The sequence below is a fragment of the Marinobacter litoralis genome, from assembly GCF_016427555.1.
GTDB classification, from domain to species: Bacteria; Pseudomonadota; Gammaproteobacteria; order Pseudomonadales; family Oleiphilaceae; genus Marinobacter; species Marinobacter litoralis_A.
In genome coordinates this window covers 1,207,184-1,230,410 of the sequence record NZ_JAELVS010000001.1, presented here as the reverse complement: position 1 = coordinate 1,230,410, position 23,227 = coordinate 1,207,184, and the positions used below count along the sequence as shown (strand labels likewise).

22 protein-coding genes are annotated in these 23,227 nt (G+C 53.7%); 6 read left to right on the top strand and 16 right to left on the bottom strand.

Annotated elements, in window-relative coordinates; genetic code table 11:
• The first annotated feature begins 54 nt into the window (after nucleotides 1–54).
• Nucleotides 55–579, top strand: a complete 525-nt coding sequence (locus tag JAO79_RS05610; RefSeq protein WP_199006130.1) for a hypothetical protein — start codon at nucleotides 55–57, stop codon at nucleotides 577–579.
• Here JAO79_RS05610 and JAO79_RS05605 read toward each other — a convergent pair.
• The 16 genes from JAO79_RS05605 to tkt form a co-directional block, all read right to left on the bottom strand.
• Nucleotides 576–2,567: a hypothetical protein gene (locus tag JAO79_RS05605; RefSeq protein ID WP_199006129.1), complete on the bottom strand. Its 1,992-nt coding sequence runs from the start codon at nucleotides 2,565–2,567 to the stop codon at nucleotides 576–578. The genes JAO79_RS05610 and JAO79_RS05605 overlap by 4 nt on opposite strands.
• 249 nt (nucleotides 2,568–2,816) lie before the next feature.
• Nucleotides 2,817–3,329, bottom strand: a complete 513-nt coding sequence (locus JAO79_RS05600; protein ID WP_199006128.1) for a hypothetical protein — start codon at nucleotides 3,327–3,329, stop codon at nucleotides 2,817–2,819.
• A gap of 4 nt (nucleotides 3,330–3,333) precedes the next feature.
• Nucleotides 3,334–3,537, bottom strand: coding sequence for a hypothetical protein (locus JAO79_RS05595; RefSeq protein ID WP_199006127.1), 204 nt, complete (start codon nucleotides 3,535–3,537; stop codon nucleotides 3,334–3,336).
• A 30-nt stretch (nucleotides 3,538–3,567) separates the two neighbouring features.
• Nucleotides 3,568–4,209, bottom strand: coding sequence for an ankyrin repeat domain-containing protein (locus JAO79_RS05590; protein ID WP_199006126.1), 642 nt, complete (start codon nucleotides 4,207–4,209; stop codon nucleotides 3,568–3,570).
• A gap of 140 nt (nucleotides 4,210–4,349) precedes the next feature.
• Nucleotides 4,350–5,393 carry a hypothetical protein gene (locus JAO79_RS05585; RefSeq protein ID WP_199006125.1) on the bottom strand — a complete coding sequence of 348 codons (1,044 nt, stop codon included), beginning with the start codon at nucleotides 5,391–5,393 and terminating at the stop codon, nucleotides 4,350–4,352.
• A complete protein-coding gene (locus tag JAO79_RS05580; protein WP_199006124.1) occupies nucleotides 5,393–6,496 on the bottom strand; it encodes a hypothetical protein in 1,104 nt (367 codons plus the stop codon). The genes JAO79_RS05585 and JAO79_RS05580 overlap by 1 nt, the downstream gene beginning before the upstream one ends.
• A complete protein-coding gene (locus JAO79_RS05575) occupies nucleotides 6,484–7,095 on the bottom strand; it encodes a cell envelope integrity protein TolA (RefSeq protein WP_199006123.1) in 612 nt (203 codons plus the stop codon). Before JAO79_RS05575 ends, JAO79_RS05580 begins: the two co-directional genes overlap by 13 nt.
• 12 nt (nucleotides 7,096–7,107) lie before the next feature.
• Nucleotides 7,108–7,236: a hypothetical protein gene (locus JAO79_RS16380; RefSeq protein ID WP_265091608.1), complete on the bottom strand. Its 129-nt coding sequence runs from the start codon at nucleotides 7,234–7,236 to the stop codon at nucleotides 7,108–7,110.
• A gap of 173 nt (nucleotides 7,237–7,409) precedes the next feature.
• A complete protein-coding gene (locus tag JAO79_RS05570; RefSeq protein ID WP_199006122.1) occupies nucleotides 7,410–8,312 on the bottom strand; it encodes a hypothetical protein in 903 nt (300 codons plus the stop codon).
• 23 nt (nucleotides 8,313–8,335) lie between these two features.
• Nucleotides 8,336–9,955, bottom strand: coding sequence for a vWA domain-containing protein (locus JAO79_RS05565; protein WP_199006121.1), 1,620 nt, complete (start codon nucleotides 9,953–9,955; stop codon nucleotides 8,336–8,338).
• Nucleotides 9,956–10,028: 73 nt separating this feature from the next.
• A complete protein-coding gene (locus JAO79_RS05560; protein ID WP_199006120.1) occupies nucleotides 10,029–10,784 on the bottom strand; it encodes a hypothetical protein in 756 nt (251 codons plus the stop codon).
• Complete coding sequence (locus JAO79_RS05555; RefSeq protein ID WP_199006119.1) at nucleotides 10,777–11,637, bottom strand: RNA polymerase sigma factor; 861 nt, start codon at nucleotides 11,635–11,637, stop codon at nucleotides 10,777–10,779. The genes JAO79_RS05560 and JAO79_RS05555 overlap by 8 nt, the downstream gene beginning before the upstream one ends.
• Nucleotides 11,638–11,805: 168 nt before the next feature.
• Nucleotides 11,806–12,870, bottom strand: coding sequence for a class II fructose-bisphosphate aldolase (gene fba / locus JAO79_RS05550; RefSeq protein WP_199006118.1), 1,065 nt, complete (start codon nucleotides 12,868–12,870; stop codon nucleotides 11,806–11,808).
• Between the two features lie 222 nt (nucleotides 12,871–13,092).
• The gene (locus JAO79_RS05545; RefSeq protein WP_199006117.1) at nucleotides 13,093–14,253 is read right to left on the bottom strand and encodes a phosphoglycerate kinase; all 1,161 of its coding nucleotides are present in this window, start codon (nucleotides 14,251–14,253) and stop codon (nucleotides 13,093–13,095) included.
• Between the two features lie 105 nt (nucleotides 14,254–14,358).
• The gene (locus JAO79_RS05540) at nucleotides 14,359–15,387 is read right to left on the bottom strand and encodes a type I glyceraldehyde-3-phosphate dehydrogenase (RefSeq protein WP_199006116.1); all 1,029 of its coding nucleotides are present in this window, start codon (nucleotides 15,385–15,387) and stop codon (nucleotides 14,359–14,361) included.
• The gene (gene tkt, locus JAO79_RS05535) at nucleotides 15,387–17,387 is read right to left on the bottom strand and encodes a transketolase (RefSeq protein WP_199006115.1); all 2,001 of its coding nucleotides are present in this window, start codon (nucleotides 17,385–17,387) and stop codon (nucleotides 15,387–15,389) included. The genes JAO79_RS05540 and tkt overlap by 1 nt, the downstream gene beginning before the upstream one ends.
• A 181-nt stretch (nucleotides 17,388–17,568) precedes the next feature.
• Between tkt and JAO79_RS05530 the strand changes: the two genes are divergently transcribed.
• From JAO79_RS05530 to JAO79_RS05510, 5 genes are all read left to right on the top strand, one after another.
• The gene (locus JAO79_RS05530) at nucleotides 17,569–18,570 is read left to right on the top strand and encodes a metalloregulator ArsR/SmtB family transcription factor (protein WP_199006114.1); all 1,002 of its coding nucleotides are present in this window, start codon (nucleotides 17,569–17,571) and stop codon (nucleotides 18,568–18,570) included.
• A gap of 143 nt (nucleotides 18,571–18,713) precedes the next feature.
• Nucleotides 18,714–19,904, top strand: coding sequence for a methionine adenosyltransferase (gene metK, locus JAO79_RS05525; RefSeq protein ID WP_199006113.1), 1,191 nt, complete (start codon nucleotides 18,714–18,716; stop codon nucleotides 19,902–19,904).
• 60 nt (nucleotides 19,905–19,964) lie between these two features.
• Nucleotides 19,965–21,338, top strand: coding sequence for an adenosylhomocysteinase (ahcY, locus tag JAO79_RS05520; protein WP_199006112.1), 1,374 nt, complete (start codon nucleotides 19,965–19,967; stop codon nucleotides 21,336–21,338).
• Between the two features lie 12 nt (nucleotides 21,339–21,350).
• Nucleotides 21,351–22,220, top strand: a complete 870-nt coding sequence (metF, locus tag JAO79_RS05515) for a methylenetetrahydrofolate reductase [NAD(P)H] (RefSeq protein ID WP_199006111.1) — start codon at nucleotides 21,351–21,353, stop codon at nucleotides 22,218–22,220.
• Between the two features lie 216 nt (nucleotides 22,221–22,436).
• Nucleotides 22,437–23,192 carry a transporter substrate-binding domain-containing protein gene (locus JAO79_RS05510; RefSeq protein ID WP_199006110.1) on the top strand — a complete coding sequence of 252 codons (756 nt, stop codon included), beginning with the start codon at nucleotides 22,437–22,439 and terminating at the stop codon, nucleotides 23,190–23,192.
• The last annotated feature ends 35 nt before the right edge of the window (nucleotides 23,193–23,227 follow it).

Below are 23,227 nucleotides of genomic sequence, written 5' to 3'. Positions count from 1 at the left end.
AACAACACCAGAGATAGGTACAGGGTATCTTTCTGAATCGTGGAGAAATGAAATATGAAACACTTTATCAAAGCAGCAATGATTCTATTGCTGATTTTTTCGGCGAACGCCTATGCCTACGATCAGATCTTCAAGGTATCGGAGGGGCTGAAAATCCGCTCACCTTACTATGGCGATCAACCGATCATTTCGATCCGGGTGTACGGCGATACGGTGTCGGCTTTTTCAAAAGATAAATTCGGCAAAGACTACAACGACACCCTTTTCAAATTAACGGCAAAGACCGAAGCTCTGAAGGAGTTCTTTTTCGATATTCTTGAGAAAGGCCGATTTGTGATTCTTCCTAATAGCAGCGGTTCGGTGGAAGATCTCAGGATTATCTACAAGGGCAAAAAATACAGCTTTTATGAGGGAGCCGTCTATTTGAACGAAAACGATATGTGCGGACTTGATATGCAATGCCCGACCAGCGACGCGGCCGCCCGCCAGGGACGGAACACCACGGCTCCAGGCACAAAAGGGCCGCTTGAGAGAGCGGACGCGACAAAGGTGGACCACATGACGCGGATTAAATTCTAATAGGACGCTGCACTGATGGAGCAGGCTGTTTTAATGTGTTCGGGAATTTCGACGATCCCGATATTAAGATAATCATCTTCCCATTTTGGCAGCAGGACCAGATCCCGACCTATCGCCATATCTGATTCATTGGAAGCTGCCGCAGCGCTGGATCGGGCCCCGTATTGCCAGCTGCCGTAATATTCTTGAAAGTTACCCGGACAACCAATAAGCAGACGTTTATCAGAATTTGATCCGCGATAGAAAAACGCCAGAACTCCGTTATCATTTTTATCCATCCAAAAACTGCTTTTAGACGCCTTTCGAAATAGCGTTTTTTCTCCAGAGGCAGTATTTAGCTGGTATATGCGGCTGCTGCCAAGTGAGAAGTAAACATCTTTACCTCTCACGACTGCATGAATTTGAGCCCCACCCTCACGGGAGAAACTCATTGAATGGCCAATCCCGTTAGAGTCATGGTATTTGAGCATAACCTCATCGGTACCGCTTTCAGGCTTATAAAAGATCGCTACCGTATTACCACCCGAGCGTACTGTTTCGATTTCTGCGGCCCTATCCAGCAGGGGCTCGGCGTTAGTCCCTCCCTTACGCAAACGGTAGACCATAGCCTGGTTTATCTTAATGCTATCGTAGTCCTCATAGCCGATAAGCAGTCCGGATTTCCCAATATCACGAATCCATTCCCCTTTTCTTTCCTGGATTTTATCGCCGCTCAGGCTTGAGGTTACCGGCCGCGTACTGCGCGGATTATTGATATCAAACAGTGCATAGTAATCATTGTTGTCATAGGGATACCCGCTTTGCTTTTCTGGCGAAGCATGAATAACCCACGTTACATTCCCGGACTCCCAGATCCCCAAGCCTTGTCCTCCGTATCGATCATCGTTCTTTACCAGCGACGATATTTCCGTTGTTACCAGTGAACCGTTCCGATACTGATGATAGTTCCAGGAATTAGTCCTTGTGTCGCGGGAGGTAAAGACGGCACTTGCTCCGGAAGCGGCGTAGCTGTTGGCTGCAATTCTCCTTCCATCGCTGCTGGCATAGCTATACACCTCGGTATAACCCGACAAATCAACGATGCCCACCTTTCGTGTACCCAGATCACCCCGACGAATATGGAGAAGGATGTCGTCGCCCGCTTCTGCCCATTCTATATGCCCTCCAGAGGAGCCAGAGGAAGCAGGAAAGCGTTTCACTACCCGGAAGTTGTCATCTAACGATAGCGGCTTGTTTACTTTTTTGCGGTCGGTGCCCCCGGTTCTGATCCCATTCCCTCCAGCTTGAGTGCCCCCTCTATGTTCAGAACCGGCCACCTCGTGATCTGGTCCGGAGGAAAGCTGTGCCCAGAAAGACGCCGAAAGATCGCCAAAGTCCTGAGCGTTCAGAAAAGCGACCGTCAGCGGGTTTAACACAAGCAATATGCCGCCCCAGGCACCGGATCTAAGCCATCTTTTTTGCTTGCTATGCACCACAGTCGCAAACCCGCCAGCGATGGCGACAAGCAACGAGAATCCGGCAACTTTCCTTAATTCTGCCAAGTCCCAAAGCAACAACAAACCGGCCAGGGCGATGAGCAGAGCCGCTACCAACCCACCAAAAAACTTAGCCAGCCCGCCCTCACTGCTGCGTTTAAGGCCGCTCAAAGGTGTGTATGTACCAAGCTCAGGCAACTCATAGCATTTGCCCTCAATGAGCGTTTGTTTTTCGCCATGTTTTTCCGCCAGTTTCAGCCCTGATTGCGCGGCCCAATGCAAGCAGAGACCACAGCTGCACCTAATACAGGCATCATCTTTGACAGAAAATTCAAGATGTTTTGCGCAGCCCGGGCACGGCATTGTTCCGATATCATCGCTGGATTCAGGCGCGTTTTTTCCTGGCTGGCCCTCTTGCCGGTCGTTGTTGTTGGGCAAGCTGACCCCTTTCTGGGGCGACCAATGAAAAACAGCGTTGCATCCGGAGCAGCGGAATTTTCTTTCTTTATTCAAAGAGTCTCGGAGCGCGAGTCGTCCATCGCAGGAGGGACAAGGCAGCTCAATTGAAAGATCCTCAACTCGGGTAACGGCCTCATAATTGCTCAGAGGGTGAAGACCGCGAGATGGTGACCAGAACATTCGGGTACCACAGTTTTTACATCCCACTTTCCCGGTGCGATCTAGGGGAAATGTCAGGGGTTTCTTGCACCCGATACATGGCATCATAAGTCACTACATCCGGCTTGATTATGAGACACGTCTTTATTCATAGCCACTATCACAATATTCCAGCACCGACATTGATACACGCGCCAACGGGTTTAACTGTTTGCCATCCCACTGGTAATAGCGAGTCTCCATTCTCATCGACTCGCCCGCGCCGGGATTCGTAATCAACAAGGCGCTATCTGCCCGGAAGCAAAGGCCCAATGACGTTGACCAGGCTTCATTCATAGAGACTTGGCCCGTTCTAATATCCACAATGGAGAACTGCTGACAGCCAGTGCCACACCCCCAGTAGACCAGACGGTAGTGGCCAGCAAAGTTGGCAGGACGCCCCATCTGGGCATTGAATCGACTCCTGAAACTGATGGCGTCCCGATGACTGTCGAAATCCACGAACTCTAGTGCCTGGTCAGACGCCTCCACCGGGAAATCGGAGAAATCGACTGTTTCTAGCGAAACCTTGTGTTCCACTTCACCGGCTGCCGCATCTACCCGTGAAGTAGGAAGCGCGAACACCAGGCAAAGCAACCCGATCATTTGCCATCGCATGAATCTATCGCCCCCTCAGATGCAAAACATGGACATCCACTTCCTCACCTGTTGCTTGTTCAGTCACCAGGTACAAAACACCCGATCCATCAGAGCGTAACCGTTGCGTGACGACATAGCGAAGCGCCAAACGTTGTCCCGGTTGCAGGTCCAGCTGGGTCGGAGTCGTGGCGGTTACCGTAATATGCCTTCGCTTTTCATCGTCCATTGCAGACTACCGCTTCAATCAGTCCTTGGGTTACTTGTCCCATTCTTCCGGTGGAGTTGCGCCATGTTTCAGCAAGAACTTCACCATAGCGTCATCCTGGGAATACAGCAGGGGGCGCCGGCCTTCTTTATCCTGACGGTTCAATAGATCAGGGTTTTGCTGGATCAGCCACGTCACCATTCTTCGATTGTTGTATTTCACGGCCATATGCAAAGGCCCTATGCCTGACATTTTTGCCGATTCCGGCCAAGGCACGCCCTTCTGTTTGAAGTGCTGGTAGCAAGCTGGACTGCCTCGGTAGGCAATCACTTTGCCCAGATCCAGCTTCCTTTTAGCTTCATCTGACAGGACCTTGGCCATAACACAGCCCCCAACATCGTTGCCGAACATCAGGGGACCAACCAGATTCACCTTCGCTCTGTTTAGATGCTCGATCGCATGTTGCTCATCGTCAGACAATTGATCAAATTTTTCGGTTTGCGCTGCGAGCGATTGGACATAAACCCCAACCAGCCTGGCAAATCCGGGGCTTAGCAAAAACTCTTCATCATTTACGTTGTCCTGAAGCAGGCCCCCTAATTCAATGACAGTCAGCTCTCCCGCTTCAAACCGTTTGCTGACGAGAGCTACGGAATCAACTGACGTTACCTTTGGAGCCTGCGTCTCCACCATCTCGGCGCCACCTGACGTGTCAGCCCATACGGGTTGACCTAAACAGAACACTAATAGCAGTAATAGTCGACCCACCTAAAAACTCCGTTCGAATGTTATACCCTACTGAAGTCGTCAAATTGACTGTAAACGATTACAAATCAGTCGCCGCGAGAAGCGGGATCAGGCGATTTACCTCTAATCTTTTTCAACAACGCCTTAGCATAATAAAAATATTCAAAATCACCATTATCAATATAATCTTGAAGTGATTTCTCAGCTAACTCAAATTCTTCCAGACGGAGATAAACCAGTGCTTTCAAAAAATGGTATTTTTTCGGAATATTTAAATTCTCTTCACCAAGAAATTCATAAAGGCTTTCAAGATTAGATGTGCTTTTCCGAAAATTTCTTCTACCAAGATCTCTTTGAATTATTTCTAAATGTTTATCATACTGATAAGAAACTCGCTCCTCATCTTTTAAACTAAACCCTGCAAGCAATCTTCGAGAATGATCCTCATAATATTCAGTCACGCCCCCCTTTATCATATGAGGGAGATGGTAACTGGAATCTCTTTTGAGGTCGGGAGCATACTCCAAACGAACTCTTATCCCTGTTATGGCCGGAACGGGCTTATTATGCTCATTCCTGAAATGCTCACCGAGATCAAAGGCCACTTCTCCCGATTCCACTTCAACGTATGTTCGGTGCTTAATAAATACACTGTCCGAATTCGCTGTGAAGTATTTTCCATACAAGAACATCCCATCACCGTCAGAAAACTTCCTGACCGGATCTACTCTGACATTACCAGTCTCTTCAACTTCAAAAACTTCCATTTTTTCTATTTCCGGGAAAACAACACCGCACGTTTTATTCCACCGCCTAATGCTATACCTTATCTGTTTAACCTCTGTGTGATATTCGGGTCGGAGCCGCAATATATTGTTATCGATTTTAGCGGAAGTGATCCGGAAACCTTCCATAAAACCTTTCCAAGGTTGACGCTCACCTCTCCACTCATTCTTGGCCTGCTTTGTTTCCCAATCGATTTCAACTTCGTCTTCCCAAGCAACAAAAGGTCCTTCTTTACGCTCGTCGTCTACCGTACAAGATAACGAGGCACACCCTTGAACAATCAGAACCATACAGATCAAAAGGGAATACTTTCGTGTCGTCGAAGAAATAATTCGATCAACCATCACAGCACCCCCGTTTTCATCATAAACTGCAAAATCTCACCAAGGTCGCACTGTTTGGATTCACAATCCGGGGCATTTCTGGACGCTTCTTCCCAATGATCATAACCAGCAACTTCGTCCCAACCATCATCACCGTTGACCATTGCCCTGTAATCATATGGAGCGGGTGCTGCGGATTTAGTTATCGCCTTTGTCGTGCTTCTCATTCTGGGCTCGGGCTCGGGCTCGGGCTTGGGCTTGGGCTTGGGCTTGGGCTCCACATAAGCCGAGTATTTCACTTTACAAAAATCGAGGTATTCCTCAACAGCAGATATGGCTTTAACACCACTACCTTTTCTGACGGACAGCGTCAGCGCACTTGGATTAATAGGTTCCCCGTTGTAAGTTGCGCGGTAACGCCCAGTAAAATATATTTTTATTTTATCAAAGTAATTTCCTTTTTCTTTTTTAATTGAAATACCAGAACCCGCGGAAATTTTTATATCGTTGCTTTTAAAAACATTCTTTATTCTTTTCACGACCCCATAATCTTCCAACCGAATCCGGCTCACCTTCTCAACGCGACTTATACGGCATTCGCCCTTACTCCAACTACTAAATATAAAAGTACTTAGATGCTCTTCTCTTGAACTATACCTACTTTCTTGGTTGGAAGTGACATTCATTGTGTAACGAAGAATGTTATCCATTAAACGCTCTTGCATATCACCAAACATTGAATCAAGCGCTGAGTTGCCCTTCTGTTTAGCGGCCTTGGGAGCAACATCCCGTAAGAGTCCCGCAGACTCGTCAGAAAAACGACCGCTACCGTTAGTGATCGCCTGATAAACTTGGAACGACGTTCTGGCAAGAACGTAATCACCCAACTCAGCGGCGACGACGCCTCGGTAGTACCAGTAACTTTCAGGCACCCCCAATTGATGTTCTGTCCGCAGCTGATCGATGAGCCATAGGCTCTCATAGGCGGCATCATAGTCTTCAGTCACTAACTGATCCGCCAATTCAGATACCTGATCATCCAATTCGTCGATTGGCGCCTTCGCCATTGCTGTACCCGAACCCAAAAAAATCGCCAAACAGAGAAGTACAACTACCGTATGCATGCAGTAGCTCCAGCCACAACTGATGACTCTGCGTATTTCTCACAGCCGCACAAAAGGCCACCCACCCTGGCCAATGCAGCCTCGCAGGCTTTCTTATTCTTTTCTCGGGACACAGCTTCCCTGGCCTCTTGCTCCAATTTGACAGCATCACGCCTTTTCTGATTGAGCTGTTGTCGCTTCCTGACTTCCTCGGCGAGACGGCGCTTCTCTTTCTCCTCGGCCTGTCGAGCAAGCATCCGTTCTCTCTTTGCTTCCGCCTTCAACTCGCCTAAAAGGCTATTCAGGCCATCAATATCACCACGGTTCATTCGGCAATATTCGCGTCTTTTATTTATTATTCGGTCAACCCTTTTCTTGCAAGAAGAGTCACAATTTTCCGGATAACTCCTCAGCAGACACGGATTGAACGCGCAGTGACATTTATCTCGCCACGCCTTGGATTCTGCCTGCTTTTCCCTGACGATTTTATCTGTCTTACGGGCTTCCACTCTGTCAAGGGGAGAAGCCACTACTGAAGACACTACTACGAGATAAACAAATAGCATTAAGGGCAACTTCGTCAGCAAAAAGCGCGCGTCAAACAAACCGTAAGAATTCAAATTCGACTCCAATTAACCGCGGGCAACCGCGAAGACAATCTGCGCAGCGAAAAAGATCATGAGGGCCACGCCGACCCAGCGGCCGACCTTTTTGTTTTTTCCAGCACTCGTATCACTATTACTCTGCTCATTATTTTCCATTTTTAGCGTCCTCTCAGCCTCTAAAGTTCAAGCCTGTGGTCATTCGGTTTCGAGCTAATGACCCGTTAACTATCAAGGCGTTCCAGACCATTTGCCTCACGAATCCCTTTCATCCCAATACCTTGACCACGACCTAAAATATAAGAAACCCCTAATTGGGGGTTCTTGACAATTTACTGACGAATATCTCGCAACATTAAGGCAAGAATCCCCCAGGTTTCCTCCTCGCAAACCCGCTCAGTCTTGCCCTGCACGTAATCACGCCAGCCAGCCAATAACCTCACCCTATCGATCCCATTCTTACCTACAGAGTAGCGACGGTATGTTTTCTCGGCAATCCGAGCCATTTCATAGCCCACATAGTAGCTAAGCATGCCAAGCTGCTCTCTATGATCAGCGCCATCCGTTATTTGAGATTCACCGATTATGTCTTGAGGCGAATATCGCACCGGCACAGCCTGAAAGAAGTCTTCGATTCCAGCATAAGACCTCCCTAAATCAATCTTGTGGCGAATCATGGAAATATTGCTTTGAGCAAATAGTGCCGCGAGGCCATACGACGCTCTCTGTCTGTCGGAGGAAAGCCTGACCGACTCGTTTTGCCACACCGTTTCGCGACCCAAAAACCATCCGAGTTTCTGGCTGTAATCAGTGTGAACTTCGTGATACAGGGCCCTGGCTTCGAGGTAGTGGTGTTCAGCCAATAGGTTTTCCGCCTGAGCCATTTTCCCTTCCAGCTTTTCGATTACTGCGTTGTTAAACAGCGCTTTGTCGACGCGTTCTCGCCAGAACGCGAGGGATGACGCACTTCCAGTCGCTGATCCCGAATCGATATACAGTTGTTCCAACGCATTCCGGCCCTGATCCAGTCGCACCCTGAGCCCATCAATTTTCTCTTTAACAACGACGATTTCGGCCTTTAACCTGACCTCTTCCAGACGCTTCTCGGCGGTCGAGCCTGAAACATCAACGGGGCCGGTGGTGATGGCGGTTCCTATGCCAATCATGGCGAGTATTACCCAGGCTCCAATCCACAGGTTTCTCCCCGTTGCCGGGACTGCATTCTTCTCAACCACGGCCTATTCTCCTGACGCAAGAATCAATCCAGTCCCTTGGCAAGGCGCAGCAACTGAACAAACTCGGCCCGGTAACCGTACATATCATCACCTCGGTTGCCTTGTGCCAGAGTAATCGCATCGTCCAGCGTCCAGTCGCCGGTGTACTTACTCCCACTCAACAATTGCCCGGCGCCCGCTACCGCAGTGGCGAATGCGGTTTCCTGGTGACGCAGCGCCTCATCAACTGCCGTATTGTGTGCCGGAATCGGAGTTTCCAGGTGTTTGGATGCTTTCTCGCCCGGCAGCTTGTAGCGCAGCTTCAGGAATGCGAACTCATCAGCCTTTTCCGCCCTCGGCTTCGACGGTTCCGTTTCATATCGGGAAGGCGAAATTAGCGGTGTGCCACCTACCGGAGTAATCTCATAGATGGCAGTGACACTGTGCCCTGCACCAATATCTCCGGCGTCGACCGCATCGTTATTGAAGTCTTCCCGCTTCAGGGCCCGGGTCTCATAACCCAGTAGGCGGTATTCCTGAACGGTGGCGGGATTAAATTCCAACTGGATTTTCAGGTCTTCGGCAATGGGAAACAGGGAGGAAGTGGCTTCCGTGACCAGCACCTTTCGGGCTTCATTCAGGTTGTCAATGTAAGCCGCCACGCCATTGCCGTTCTGGGCCAGCGTCTGCATCAGGTGGTCGTTGTAGTTGCCAGCGCCAAACCCCAGAACAGACAGGTAGATGCCTTGTTTCCTCTTGCGGGCAATCAGGCCCTCCAGGGCGTTACGGTCGGTTATGCCGACGTTGAAATCGCCATCCGTGGCGAGCATTACCCGGTTGACGGCTTTCTCATCGAAGTTCGCTTCCGCCAGCTGGTAGGCGAGCTGAATACCCTCCCCTCCAGCGGTGGATCCGCCCGCTTGCAGCTGGTTCAACGCCATCAGTATTTTCGATTTTTCCTTCACTGGTGTGGGAGGCAACACCACACCCGAGGCACCCGCATAGACCACGATGGCCACGGTATCGTCGTCGGGCATATCGTTTAGCATCATGGTCAGGGATTGCTTGAGCAGGGGCAGTTTGTCCTCAGCGCTCATACTGCCGGACACGTCGAGCAGGAACACCAGGTTCGCCCGGGGCCGAGTTGTTGGCGGCAGTTCGTAGCCCTGAATGCCGATATGCAGCAGTTTATTACCTGCCTTCCATGGGGAGTCGGTGACCACTACAGTCGGCTTGAATGGTTGTTCCGCGTTCTCAGGGGTGGGGTAGTCATAATCGAAGTAGTTTAGCCATTCTTCCAAACGGATAGCTTGTGGCTCAGGCAGCTGGCCTGCCACCAGCCGTCTCCGGGAAAAGCTGTAAGAGGCAGTATCCACGTCCGATGAGAACGTGGAAACCGGCGTTTCCAACACCCGATGGACCGGATTTTGTTCAACGGACTCAAAGCGATCCCGTGAAGTCTTCACCTGCTCGGGATAGTGGCGCTGATAGCCTGATACGCTTCTGTCCGCCTGCATACGGGACGCGACCATCTTTGCCTGATGGTGCAGCGAAACGGCCATTTCCTTCTCTGCCACCGGTGGACCTACGACCGGTTCCGCTGCGCAAGCAGATAACAGGATTCCCGCCACGAATCCAAGTGCGACATGCTGTACTACTTTCATGAGAAGCTCCATTTCGAACGTGTTTCCTTCTTTGACGGACAGGAGAAAAAACTGCCTCATCCAAAACAGCAAATCAGTCTTCGGACACAGGGGATTGTGGCCCACTCCTGGTAAGTACCTGCTGAGCTTTTTGCTTCAGCGTTGCGCCAAGCCGGCACCACCCGGCTTCATTTTCCGGGGTGAGCGGTTCCAGTTCCCGATTGAAGCGTTTCGCCAACAAAGCCCACGGGAACTGTGCCGACAAGACGTCTTCAGCATCTGGGTTGCCCCCGGCCTGGCACACGGTTGATTCCAGAGTACGAAGTTGCTCTGCAAGTTCCGAAAACAGCTGCGAGGTCTTATCCAGCGGCACGGCAGAGTATCCCTCCCCCTCATACGCTTTCAGAAACGTATCCCAGGCACCGGGTGGCACCGGCTGAAACGCATGGTCAGGCGCCGAAGCCACATTGACCGAGGCGCGGAGTTCCCGTTTTGCGGCCAATTGAGGTTCTGGCTCTTTGCTTGTCCAGGCCAGCACAACAATAAGAGCGAGACTCGCGACCATGCCAACGCCTCCAAGCGCCAGGCCGTGCTTCGACCATGAGCGACCAACGGCAGGCTGACCTGTCTGAGCTTCACGTACAGCCTGCCACTGCTGGCGTAGCAATGGGTTGGCGGACAGAGCCCGTTTAACTGCTTGCTCCTGTTCCGGGTTCAACCGCTTGTCCGCAAAAGCCGCCAGGATGGCATCCTCATTCTCAAATGTCGCAAACAACGGCTGGCCGCATAGCGCCGGCGGCTGCTTCTTTAGCAATGCCTGTATGACCGCTTTTTCGGTGCTATTAACCAAAATCACTCTCCAAATCAGTCGCGATAACGCCGTCTAGACCCAGTTGCCGCAACACCCTATGAAGCTCGGCTCGAATACCCTGCAAGCGTCGCTGGACCGTAGCCGGACTGGTATCAAGTAGTTCGGCTATCCTGCGGCTCGACAGACCGTCTTCATAACTAAGTGAAAGCAACAAACGGTCGTCTTCGCTAAGGGATAACAGGGTATCGATATTATCCAGCGTCTCTTCGGTATGAGACGGACATATCTCGTGCGATGCTCCAGAATGCCCTAATAACTGACCCAACAGCGCCAGTGCTCGCGAACGCTGGGCACGTCGAAGACTGGCGTTGAGAGAAGCGCCCTGATCGTCCGGCAACTGCTCCAGGCCCAGTTCGGTGGCGCAGCACTCGGCGAAACCAGGTTCACCGCAACGAGGGATTCTTTCTTTGATGGTGCGGACGATCTGCTTGACCAAACCTTCCTGAAAATCGTTTGCGAGACGGGCTATGATCGTTTCCGGCCACTGACGTTCCAGACATAGCATATGCCAAAGCTTCACCCATGCATGCCCTAGCTCCTGCAACCAGGCAGGCGGGCGCGGGCGGCCAAAACGACGGCGCGCAAAATCTTCCATGGCACGGCTGGCAATGGCATAGGCAAATGTGGAAGGCTGACTTTTCCCGTTGAAGCTCTGTAGGCAATGCCAGTGATCTTCACTTAGCACCTCAATCATGGCGGTGACAGCTTCGTCCTTCAGCCCGGGCTGTACAAAACGTTTCGCCGCCATGCGCTCCAGACCCGCCATAAAAGCAGGATCGAAAACCACAGAAGACCAGTCGGTAGAACCGCCGGATTCATTTCTGGATACCATGCCAATCTATTGTTTTTTTTTGAAAGTCACGGCGAGGGACACAGACGCACCCTCGCCCAGGGCGTGCGACGGCTCAAAACTATACGGCTTCACTCCGAAGCAATGAGTCCGTTGCCATCACACATCACAAAAAAAGCCCCCGGATTACGGGGGCTTTTCGCAGACAGCTTACTTAACCTTAGGGTCCAGCTCGCCAGCCTCGTAACGCTCAAACATTTGCTCGAGGTTCAGCGGCTTGATTTTGCTGGCCTGACCGGCGCAGCCGAAGGCTTCGTAACGAGCAACACAGATGTCGGTCATCGCTACCATGGTGGCCTTCAGGAATTTACGCGGGTCAAACTCGGCCGGGTTCTGCGCCATGAAGCGACGAACCGCACCGGTGCTTGCCAGGCGCAAGTCGGTGTCGATGTTCACTTTACGCACGCCGTGCTTGATGCCTTCAACGATTTCTTCAACCGGTACACCGTAGGTTTCCGGAATTTCACCGCCGAATTCGTTGATTACTTTCAGCCACTCCTGGGGTACAGAGCTGGAGCCGTGCATGACCAGGTGGGTGTCCGGGATGCGCTTGTGGATCGCTTTGATCTGCTCGATCGCCAGGATGTCGCCCGTTGGTGGACGGGTAAACTTGTAGGCGCCGTGGCTGGTGCCGATGGCGATGGCCAGTGCGTCTACGTGGGTTTTTGCCACGAAGTCGGCGGCTTCTTCCGGGTCGGTCAGCATCTGGTCCATGTCCAGAGTGCCTTCGGCGCCAATGCCGTCTTCTTCACCGGCTTGGCCAGTTTCCAGAGAGCCCAGGCAGCCCAGTTCGCCTTCTACGGAAACACCGCACGCGTGCGCCATTTCGACTGTGCGGCGAGTTACGTCTACGTTGTATTCGTAGCTGGTCGGGGTTTTGCCGTCTTCACCCAGCGATCCGTCCATCATGACGGAGCTGAAGCCTAGCTGGATGGAGCGCTGGCAGACGGCCGGGCTGGTGCCGTGGTCCTGGTGCATAACCACGGGGATGTGCGGCCATTCTTCGATGGCGGCCAGGATCAGGTGGCGCAGGAAGGGGGCACCGGCGTATTTGCGGGCACCGGCAGAGGCCTGAACAATAACCGGGGAGTCGGTTTTGTCGGCGGCTTCCATGATGGCGCGCATTTGTTCGAGGTTGTTTACGTTAAAGGCTGGCACACCGTAACCATGCTCGGCGGCGTGGTCCAGAAGTTGCCGCAGCGATATCAGGGCCATGGGTTGTCTCCTTCATTAGACTATTAATGTTTGGAGCAGACTGTGTATTCAGGAGTCTGCTGCGGATGAAGGGGAAACAGTTTCGCGGAACCGCTACGAGCACATCCATGTGCGCTTCTCTCAGGCCATCCTTGGCCTTCGAAATTCCGCGAAACTGTTCCCCCTCCCTCCTTGCGATTCTTACTTGGTTCTTTGCTGCTCTTTATTCAGCTCTGACTGAAATCAGGCGCCTCTTTCTTCCAGTACAGCTACTGCCGGCAGGGTTTTGCCTTCTACGAATTCGAGGAAGGCACCACCGCCCGTTGAGATGTAGGAGATCTTGTCAGCTATATCGTATTTGTCAACGGCTGCCACGGTGTCTCCGCCGCCGGCCAGTGAGAAGGCTTCGCTTTGGGCGATGGCTTCGGCGAGGGCTTTGGTGCCGTTACCGAACTGGTCGAATTCGAACACGCCGACCGGGCCGTTCCAGAGGATGGTTTTGGCGCTCTTTAGGAGTTCGGCGAACTGGCCAGCAGTCTCCGGGCCTACGTCGAGGATCATGTCGTCGGCGGTTACGTCGGAGATGTTGCGAACCGTTGCGGTGGCTGTTTCGGCGAATTCGCTGGCAACCACTACGTCAACCGGCAGCGGGATTTCCACACGGCTGGCGATGTCTTTGGCGGTGTCGATCAGGTCGTGCTCGCACAGGGATTTTCCAACCGGATGGCCGGCGGCCGCCAGGAAGGTGTTGGCGATGCCGCCGCCTACGATGATCTGGTCGCAGACTTTTTCCAGGGCGTTGAGTACGTCCAGTTTGGTGGAGACTTTGGAGCCGCCAACGATGGCCACAACCGGCTTGGCCGGGTTATCCAGCGCTTTTCCAAGTGCGTCCAGCTCAGCCGCCAGCAGCGGGCCGGCGCAGGCTTCGGGGGCAAACTTGGCCACGCCGTGGGTAGAAGCCTGGGCGCGGTGAGCGGTACCGAAGGCGTCCATCACGTAAATGTCGCACAAGGCTGCATACTGCTTGGCCAGGTCTTCGTTGTCTTTCTTTTCGCCTTTGTTGAAGCGAACGTTTTCAAACAGAACCACTTCGCCGTCGGCCACTTCCACGCCGTCGAGGTAGTCTTTAATCAGGCGCACTTCCTGGCCCAACATGGAAGACAGGTGGTCAGCGACCGGCTTCATGGAAGAGGCTTCGTCGTACACGCCTTCTTCCGGGCGGCCGAGGTGGGACATCAGCATGACTTTCGCGCCGGCGTCTTTCGCTGCTTTGATGGTGGGCAACGAAGCGCGGATGCGGGCATCGCTGGATACCTTGCCGTCTTTTACCGGTACGTTCAGGTCTTCACGAATCAGAACCCGCTTGCCGGCGAGGTTCAGGTCAGTCATTTTTTTGATGGCCATAATCAAGGTCCGTAGTTATGGATTCAATCGTATCTTGGTTCGGGTCTATCTTGGGTGGGGTCTGACCCCATTCGGGGTCAGACCCCTTCTATCCCGTTGTATCGGTCAGGGTTTGCTTAGCCACGCCTGGCTGACATTCAGCATTCGGTTGGCGAAGCCCCATTCGTTATCAAACCAGCACAGCACCTTTACCATGGTGCCGCCGGTGACTCTTGTTTGCCCGCCATCAACCACGCCGGAATGGGAATCGTGGTTGAAATCCGAACTCGCCAGCAACTCGTCAGTGTAGTCGAGGATGCCCGCCAGCGGCCCTTCGGCTGCGGTTTTCAATGTTTTGTTCACGGCTGCCACATCGGTGGCTTCGCGCACATTGACTACCATGTCGATGGCCGACACGTTGAGCGTAGGCACGCGAATGGCAACAGAGCTGAAACGCCCTTCCATGTGCGGCATTAGCCTCTCGATACCCCGAGCTAATCCGGTATCAACCGGCACCAGGTTATGGAGAGCGCTTCGGGTGCGGCGCAAATCCTTATGGTGGTACGCATCGATCACAGGTTGGTCGTTCATCGCGGCATGAATGGTGGTCGTACTACCCTGCTCCACGCCGAAGGCATCATCCAGCACTTTGATCACCGGCACCAGGCAGTTAGTGGTGCAGGAGCCGGCGGCGACAATCACATCGTCCCGGGTCAACGCCTGATCGTTGATGCCGTAAACCACGGTACGGTCTACGTCGGCTTCGCCCGGCTGGGAGAACAGCAAATGTTTGGCTCCTGAGGCGATGTGCTTTTCTGCTGTCGCACGATCGGTAAAGGAGCCCGAGCATTCGAGCACCAAGTCCACATCCAGCAGCCGCCAGGGCAAATCATCCGGGTCCGGGTGACGCAGCACGCGGATGCGATCACCGTTCACAATCAGGTCACCGCCTTCCACTGACACCTTTCCATTGAGCCGCCCGTGGGTAGAATCGTATTTGGTCAGATGTGCAATGGTGTCGATGTCTGACAACTCGTTAATCGCGACCACCTGCAGGTGGTCGCGAAAGCCGTTCTCATACAATGCCCGCAACACGCACTGGCCAATACGGCCGTACCCGTTGATAGCAATCCGATAAGGCTTTGAGTTGCTCATCAAGCTTCCAGCAGTTCAGCAGCCACTTCCAGGATGTTTTCAGCGGTGAAGCCGAATTCCTTGAACAGCTCGCCAGCCGGCGCAGACTCACCAAAGGTGGTCATGCCTACAACCCGGCCGTCCAGCCCAACGTACTTGTACCAGTAATCCGCGATGCTGGCTTCGATCGCGATGCGGTTGGTCACTTCCAGCGGCAAGACTTGCTGCTTGTATTCAGCACTCTGGGCATCGAACACGTCGGTAGAGGGCATAGACACCACGCGTACCGCTTTACCCTGCTCGCGCAGCTTGCCGGCCGCGTCCTGCGCCAGGCCAACTTCAGAACCGGTGGCAATCAGAATCAGCTCAGGCGTGCCTTCGCTGTCGGACAACACGTAGCCACCTTTGGCGACATTTGCCAGCTGCTCGGCGTCACGATCCTGATGCGGCAGACCTTGGCGGGAGAACACCATGGCCGTGGGGCCATCGTTGCGCTCCAGGGCTGATTTCCAAGCTACGGCAGATTCAACGGCATCGGCCGGGCGCCAGGTGCTCATGTTCGGCGTAGTGCGCAGGCTGGCCAGTTGTTCAATCGGCTGGTGGGTTGGGCCGTCTTCGCCCAGGCCAATCGAGTCGTGGGTGAATACAAAGATGGAGCGCTGCTTCATCAGTGCTGCCATGCGCACGGCGTTACGGCAGTATTCCATGAAGATCAGGAAGGTAGCACCGTAGGGAACAAAGCCGCCGTGCAGCGCCATACCGTTCATGATCGCCGCCATACCAAACTCACGCACACCGTAATAGATGTAGTTGCCGGAGGCGTCGTCTTTGGTCACGCCTTTACAGCCAGACCAGATGGTCAGGTTAGAGCCGGCCAGGTCGGCAGAACCGCCCATCAGTTCCGGCAGCAGCGGGCCGTAGGCGTTCAAGGCATTCTGGGAAGCCTTACGGGAGGCGATGGTGTCGCCCTTGTCCTGACATTCCTGGATGTAGGCTTGCGCTTTTTCCGCGAAATCTGCTGGCAGCTCACCGGCCATACGGCGCTTGAACTCTGCAGCCAGTTCCGGCTCGGCTTTTTCGTAAGCGGCAAACTTGTCTTCCCAGGCTTGCTGGGCCGCTGCGCCTTTTTCTTTGGCATCCCAAGCGGCATAGATGTCGTCAGGTACTTCAAAGGCGCCGTGCTGCCAGCCTAGCGCTTCGCGGGTCAGAACGATTTCGTCGTCACCCAGTGGGGCACCGTGGCAATCTTCTTTGCCTTGCTTGTTCGGAGAACCGAAGCCAATGATGGTCTTGCAGCAGATCAAGGTAGGCTGTTCGGTGTTTGCGCGGGCCGCTTCAATGGCAGCACGAATGGCATCGGCGTCGTGGCCGTCTACGTTCGGGATAACCTGCCAGCCGTAGGATTCAAATCGCTGCGGAGTATTGTCGGTGAACCAGCCTTCCACTTCGCCGTCGATGGAAATGCCGTTGTCGTCGTAGAAAAACACCAGTTTGCCCAAGCCCAAAGTGCCAGCCAGGGACGCCACTTCGTGGGAGATGCCTTCCATCAGGCAGCCGTCGCCGAGGAATGCGTAGGTGTAATGGTCAACAATGTCGTGACCCGGGCGGTTGAACTGAGCCGCCATCGCTTTTTCTGCCAATGCGAAACCGACGGCGTTGGCAATACCCTGACCCAGCGGCCCCGTAGTGGTTTCTACGCCTGGGGTATACCCGTACTCAGGGTGCCCCGGAGTCTTTGAGTGCAGCTGACGGAAGTTTTTGATGTCTTCAATCGACACGTCGTACCCGCTCAGGTGCAGCAAAGAATACTGCAGCATGGACCCGTGACCGTTAGACAAGATAAAGCGGTCGCGGTTGGCCCACTGCGGGTTAGCCGGGTTATGGCTCAGGTAATCGTTCCACAATACCTCGGCGATATCCGCCATCCCCATGGGCGCACCCGGGTGGCCGGATTTGGCTTTCTGAACCGCATCCATGCTCAGCGCGCGTATGGCGTTGGCGAGATCTTTACGAGACGGCATCGACAATTCTCCAGTGTTTTTCAGGAAAAGACTTCAAGCTGCAAAAACTGCTTAAAAAGAAGGCGCGTATTTTCGCCGATTAGGGTATCCGGGGGCAAATTTCAGACAAGAATAAATCTATATCAAAAAAATTTGATATGGCTATTGATCGATCAACCGAACCACCCTACACTCTTCCGCCATGACATCACTCAACACGCACGCTCCCGAAACCTCATCCGTAGAGGCCCTGGCTCCGATCTTCAAAGCAAGCGGGGATCCTTTACGCCTGGAAATTCTGCGGGTGCTGCGCCGGGACACCTTTGGTGTGCTTGAGTTGAGCCAGCTGTTTGATATGCGCCAGTCCGGCATGAGCCACCACCTGAAGGTGATGCACAAAGCCGGTTTGCTGGAACCCCAGCGGGAAGGCAATGCCATTTTTTACCGTCGCCCGCTGCATCTGGACAGCGTAAAACTGACGGACCAAGCCATTCGGCAGATTTTTGAAACGGTAGACCGCATTCCGCTGCCCATGGCGCTTGCCGAGAAAATTGAAGCCATTCGGGCACAACGAGCGGAACAGTCGCAGGCGTTTTTCTCGCGCCATTCCGCGCAGTTCCGGGAACAGCAAGAATTGATTGCGGCGTTTGATCTGTATGCCGACCCGACAGCAGAGCTGATTCGCAAGCGAGTGAGCCAACAGAGCTGGCAGAGCGTATTGGAAATCGGCCCGGGCGAAGGCGGCTTTCTGCCTGTGTTGTCCGAACTTTTCGAGCACGTAGTGGGTCTGGACAACAGCAAAGATATGCTCGCCAAGGCGACCCGAACGTGTATTGAAGAGCGCCTGAACAACGTTGATTTGATTGAAGGCGTGACCGACACCGTGCTGGCCAGCGGCGATGCGTTTGATCTGATTGTTGCCAACATGGTGCTGCACCATGTACCCAGCCCGGCGGATATCTTCCTTGATGCCGCGGCCCTGATGAACAACGGCGGCTGTTTCATTATCAGTGATCTGTGCAGCCACGATCAGGACTGGGCAAAAGAAAACTGCGGCGACCTTTGGTTAGGCTTCGAGCCCGAAGAGCTGACCGCCTGGGCGGCCGATGCCGGCCTGAACGCGGGAGAGCAGCTGTTTATCGGCCTGAGAAACGGTTTTCAGATCCAGGTTCGGGAGTTCTGGAAAACAACCAAAAGAGCCTGAAACGCACGCAGATCACGGAATATTGAAAAAATTTGATATAGAAGTAAGTAGTAATACTTACACCCTGAAAACACAAAAAGAGCCGGTAGGTCATCCCTGACAGTGCCGGTACGAATTTGACAACGCTCACAGAGGACACACGTATGTCTGACTACAACATCTTTACCTCCGAATCGGTCTCTGAAGGCCACCCGGACAAACTGGCGGATCAAATCTCTGATGCGGTCCTGGACACCATCCTGACCGACGATCCGCACGCCCGTGTAGCCTGTGAAACCATGGTAAAGACCGGTGTTGCCATTGTCGGCGGTGAAATCACTACCAGCGCCTGGGTTGATCTGGAAGACCTGGTTCGCGGCGTGATCAAAGACATCGGCTACACCTCGTCAGACGTAGGTTTCGATGGCGACACCTGCGGTGTAATCAACATTATCGGTAAGCAGTCCGTCGAAATCGCCCAAGGCGTTGATCGCCAGAAGCCGGAAGACCAGGGCGCCGGCGACCAGGGCCTGATGTTCGGCTACGCCAGCAATGAAACTGACGTGCTGATGCCTGCCCCCATCACCTTCTCGCACCGTTTGGTGCAGCGCCAGGCCGAAGCTCGCAAGAGCGGACTGCTGCCTTGGCTGCGCCCGGATGCCAAGAGCCAGGTTACCTGCCGCTACGAAAACGGTCAGGTTGTTGGCATTGACGCGGTTGTACTGTCCACCCAGCACGATCCGGACGTCAGCCAGGCAGACCTGAAAGAAGCGGTGATGGAACTGATCGTTAAGCACACCCTGCCGGCAGAACTGCTGCACAAAGACACCCAGTTCCACATCAACCCGACCGGCAAGTTTGTGATTGGCGGCCCGGTAGGCGATTGCGGCCTGACCGGACGTAAAATCATCGTAGACACCTACGGCGGCATGGCTCGTCACGGTGGCGGTGCGTTCTCTGGTAAAGACCCCTCGAAGGTTGACCGCTCGGCCGCTTACGCAGGCCGTTACGTGGCCAAGAACATCGTGGCAGCTGGCCTGGCCGATAAATGCGAGATTCAGGTGTCCTACGCCATCGGTGTGGCACAGCCTACATCTATCTCTCTGAACACCTTCGGCACCGGCAAGCTCAGCGATGAGAAAATCGTTGATCTGGTACGCGCACACTTCGACCTGCGCCCTTATGCCATCACCAACATGCTCGACCTGCTGCACCCGATGTACCGGGAAACCGCAGCCTACGGCCACTTTGGTCGTGATCCCTACGAAATGACCGTAGGCGGCAAAACATTTACCGCCTTCCCATGGGAAAAGACCGACCGCGCGGCTGCTCTGAAAGACGCCGCCGGCATCTAAGCCATATTCAGGCGCATGAACAACTTCATGCGCCTAAACAGAATCTACCGGAGAATACCTATGAGCAACTTCGACGACTATAAAGTACGCGACATCGCCCTCGCCGATTGGGGCCGCAAAGAAATTCAGATCGCCGAAGGCGAAATGCCTGCGCTGATGAAGCTGCGCGAAAAATACAAAGCCGATCAGCCGCTGAAAGGCGCCAACATCATGGGCTGTATTCACATGACCATTCAGACCGCCGTGTTGATCGAAACACTGGTCGAGCTGGGCGCGAACGTGCGCTGGTCTTCGTGCAACATCTTCTCGACTCAGGACCAGGCCGCTGCCGCTATCGCCGCTCAGGGTATTCCGGTATTCGCCTGGAAAGGTGAAACCGACGAAGAATACGAATGGTGCCTGCACAAGACCGTTGGCGCAGACGTAGACGGCTGGGAACCGAACATGATCCTGGACGACGGCGGCGACCTGACCGAACTGCTGCATAAAGAGTACCCGCAGATCATCGCGAACTGCCACGGCGTGACCGAAGAAACCACCACCGGCGTTCACCGCCTGCAGGAAATGCTGCGCGACGGTACGTTGAAGATTCCGGCGATCAACGTGAACGACTCCGTGACCAAGTCCAAAAACGACAACAAGTACGGCTGCCGCCACAGCCTGAACGACGCCATCAAGCGTGCCACCGACCACCTGTTGTCTGGCAAGAAAGCACTGGTTATCGGTTACGGGGACGTAGGTAAAGGTTCTGCCCTGTCACTGCGCCAGGAAGGCATGATCGTGAAGGTCACCGAAGCAGACCCGATCTGTGCGATGCAAGCCTGCATGGACGGCTTTGAAGTGGTTTCTCCATACATCGACGGCATCAACACCGGTACCGAGCAAGGCATCAACGCTGACTTGCTGGGCAACACCGATCTGCTGGTCACCACCACCGGTAACGTGAACGTGTGCGATGCCAACATGCTGAAAGCCCTGAAGAGCGGCGCGGTGGTTTGTAACATTGGCCACTTCGACAACGAAATCGACACCGCTTACATGCGCAAGAACTGGGAGTGGGACGAGGTTAAACCGCAGGTCCACCTGATCTACCGCGACAAAGCCACCAACGACCACCTGATTCTGCTGTCTGAAGGCCGCCTGGTGAATCTGGGCAACGCTACCGGTCACCCGTCTCGCATCATGGACGGCTCTTTCGCCAACCAGGTACTGGCTCAGATGTACCTGTTCGAACGCAAGTTTGCCGACCTGCCTGAAGAAGCTCGCGCCAAAGGCATCTACGTCCAAGTGCTACCCAAGCAGTTGGACGAAGAAGTGGCCCGCGCGATGGTTGAAGGCTTCGGTGGCGTGATCACCAAAATGACTCCGGACCAGGCCAAGTACATCGGCGTGCCGGTCGAAGGCCCGTACAAGCCGGAAACTTACAGGTACTAAGCGGACAGAATCATGCAATCCCAAAAACAATTCAAACGTCGCTTCAGCTTCGAGTTTTTCCCGCCCAAAACAGAGGCGGGCAAAGAAAAACTTCAGGTTGTTCGCGATCAGCTTGCCGAAGTGAACCCGGATTTTTTCTCGGTCACTTTCGGTGCCGGCGGCTCAACCCGTGACCGCACGATTGAAACGGTGCTGAACCTGCACCAGCAGGGCATCTCCACAGCTCCGCACTTGTCCTGCGTTGGCGGAAGCCGCGCAGAGATCAGTGAATTGCTGGACGAGTACAAAGCGAATGGCATTAACCGAATCGTAGCCCTGCGAGGCGACCTGCCATCCGGTATGGGGGCTTCCGGTGAACTGCGTTACGCCAATGAACTGGTCGAGTTCATTCGGGAACACAGTGGCGATCACTTCAACCTCGAAGTGGCTGCCTACCCGGAGTTCCACCCGCAGGCTCGCAGCGCGGAAGATGATCTGAAGAACTTCGCCCGCAAAGTACAGGCTGGCGCCAACAGCGCGATCACCCAGTACTTCTTTAACGCGGACAGCTACTTCTACTTCATCGACCGTCTGGAGAAGATGAACATCACCATTCCAGTGGTGCCCGGCATTATGCCCATCGTCAACTTCTCCAGCCTGGTGCGCTTCTCCGACATGTGCGGCGCAGAAATCCCGCGCTGGATCCGCAAGCAGTTGGAAGCCTACGGCGATGACACGGTCAGCATCCGGAAATTCGGTGAAGAAGTGGTGACTCGCATGTGCGAAGACCTGCTTAAAGCCGGCGCTCCCGGGCTGCATTTTTACACCCTGAACCAGACCGAACCGAGCCTTTCGATCTGGAAAAACCTGGGCATTACAGACCGCGAAAAGATCTCCTTCTGATTTTTTCGCCATCCACTCTCTCCCGTCCCGGGAGAGAGTTTTTCATCTTTCCCCTTCAAATTAATCACCCCTGATTACCTGAAACCCCTCGTTTTTTAGGCTAGAGTGTCTCTGATGCAGTCCCATTTACGTTCCCGTGAGACACAGTCACAACTCTGTGTCATCGTGGTCTGTCTTACCGGGCAGAAGGAACCATAACAAGACTTAGGAGAAAGCATGAGCAGCAAATGGCTAAAAACACTGGGCGCCGGTTTGGCACTTTCCGTAGCTGCAACGTCGGTCAGTGCAGAGACGCTTCGCGTAGTCACCGACCCCAGTTTCGTTCCATTTGAAATGATGGATCAGGAAACCGGCGAAATGATCGGTTTCGACATGGAGATCATTGCCGCGGTTGCCGAACGGGCAGGCTTTGACTACGACCTCAACACCATGGACTTCAACGGCATTATTCCCGCCCTGCAAACGGGCAATGTAGACATCGCCATCGCCGGAATTACCATCACCGAAGAGCGTGGCGAGATCGTTGATTTCTCCGACCCCTATTACGATTCCGGCCTCCGGATTTTGGTACGCTCAGGCTCTGACATGGACGAGATGTCGGACCTTGAAGGCAAGAAAGTCGGCTCCAAAATCGGCAGTACCAGTTACGACTACCTGATGAAAACCCTCGAAGACGATGACGGCGTTACCCCTTACCCGGGCAGCTCCGATATGTACATGGCACTGATGTCTCGTGCGATCGATGCGGTTTTCTATGACGCTCCGAACGTTGGCTACTTTGCCAGCACCAAAGGCAAAGGCAAGGTCGAGGTGGTTGGCCCTCTGTATGAAGGCCAGCAGTACGGCATTGCTCTGAAGAAAGGCAGCAAATGGGTTGGCCCGGTCAACGAAGCGCTGGCTGAAATCAAAGAAGACGGCACCTACAAAACCATTTACGAAAAATGGTTCGGGCCGATGCCTGAAGACCAATAAACCTCCACGCGTTCCGGTCAGGGCGCACGATGCCC

Excerpts from the sequence above, each read along its gene's own strand:
- JAO79_RS05565 (WP_199006121.1), bottom strand. The coding sequence starts at position 9,955 with ATGAAAGTAGTACAGCATGTCGCACTTGGATTCGTGGCGGGAATCCTG.
- JAO79_RS05510 (WP_199006110.1), top strand. The coding sequence starts at position 22,437 with ATGAGCAGCAAATGGCTAAAAACACTGGGCGCCGGTTTGGCACTTTCC.
- JAO79_RS05530 (WP_199006114.1), top strand. The coding sequence starts at position 17,569 with ATGACATCACTCAACACGCACGCTCCCGAAACCTCATCCGTAGAGGCC.
- JAO79_RS05590 (WP_199006126.1), bottom strand. The coding sequence starts at position 4,209 with ATGGTGGAGACGCAGGCTCCAAAGGTAACGTCAGTTGATTCCGTAGCT.
- tkt (WP_199006115.1), bottom strand. The coding sequence starts at position 17,387 with ATGCCGTCTCGTAAAGATCTCGCCAACGCCATACGCGCGCTGAGCATG.
- JAO79_RS05595 (WP_199006127.1), bottom strand. The coding sequence starts at position 3,537 with ATGGACGATGAAAAGCGAAGGCATATTACGGTAACCGCCACGACTCCG.
- metK (WP_199006113.1), top strand. The coding sequence starts at position 18,714 with ATGTCTGACTACAACATCTTTACCTCCGAATCGGTCTCTGAAGGCCAC.
- JAO79_RS05540 (WP_199006116.1), bottom strand. The coding sequence starts at position 15,387 with ATGAGCAACTCAAAGCCTTATCGGATTGCTATCAACGGGTACGGCCGT.
- JAO79_RS05555 (WP_199006119.1), bottom strand. The coding sequence starts at position 11,637 with ATGGTATCCAGAAATGAATCCGGCGGTTCTACCGACTGGTCTTCTGTG.
- JAO79_RS05600 (WP_199006128.1), bottom strand. The coding sequence starts at position 3,329 with ATGCGATGGCAAATGATCGGGTTGCTTTGCCTGGTGTTCGCGCTTCCT.
- metF (WP_199006111.1), top strand. The coding sequence starts at position 21,351 with ATGCAATCCCAAAAACAATTCAAACGTCGCTTCAGCTTCGAGTTTTTC.
- JAO79_RS05580 (WP_199006124.1), bottom strand. The coding sequence starts at position 6,496 with ATGCATACGGTAGTTGTACTTCTCTGTTTGGCGATTTTTTTGGGTTCG.
- ahcY (WP_199006112.1), top strand. The coding sequence starts at position 19,965 with ATGAGCAACTTCGACGACTATAAAGTACGCGACATCGCCCTCGCCGAT.
- JAO79_RS05545 (WP_199006117.1), bottom strand. The coding sequence starts at position 14,253 with ATGGCCATCAAAAAAATGACTGACCTGAACCTCGCCGGCAAGCGGGTT.
- JAO79_RS05585 (WP_199006125.1), bottom strand. The coding sequence starts at position 5,393 with ATGGTTGATCGAATTATTTCTTCGACGACACGAAAGTATTCCCTTTTG.
- JAO79_RS16380 (WP_265091608.1), bottom strand. The coding sequence starts at position 7,236 with ATGGAAAATAATGAGCAGAGTAATAGTGATACGAGTGCTGGAAAAAAC.
- JAO79_RS05610 (WP_199006130.1), top strand. The coding sequence starts at position 55 with ATGAAACACTTTATCAAAGCAGCAATGATTCTATTGCTGATTTTTTCG.
- fba (WP_199006118.1), bottom strand. The coding sequence starts at position 12,870 with ATGGCCCTGATATCGCTGCGGCAACTTCTGGACCACGCCGCCGAGCAT.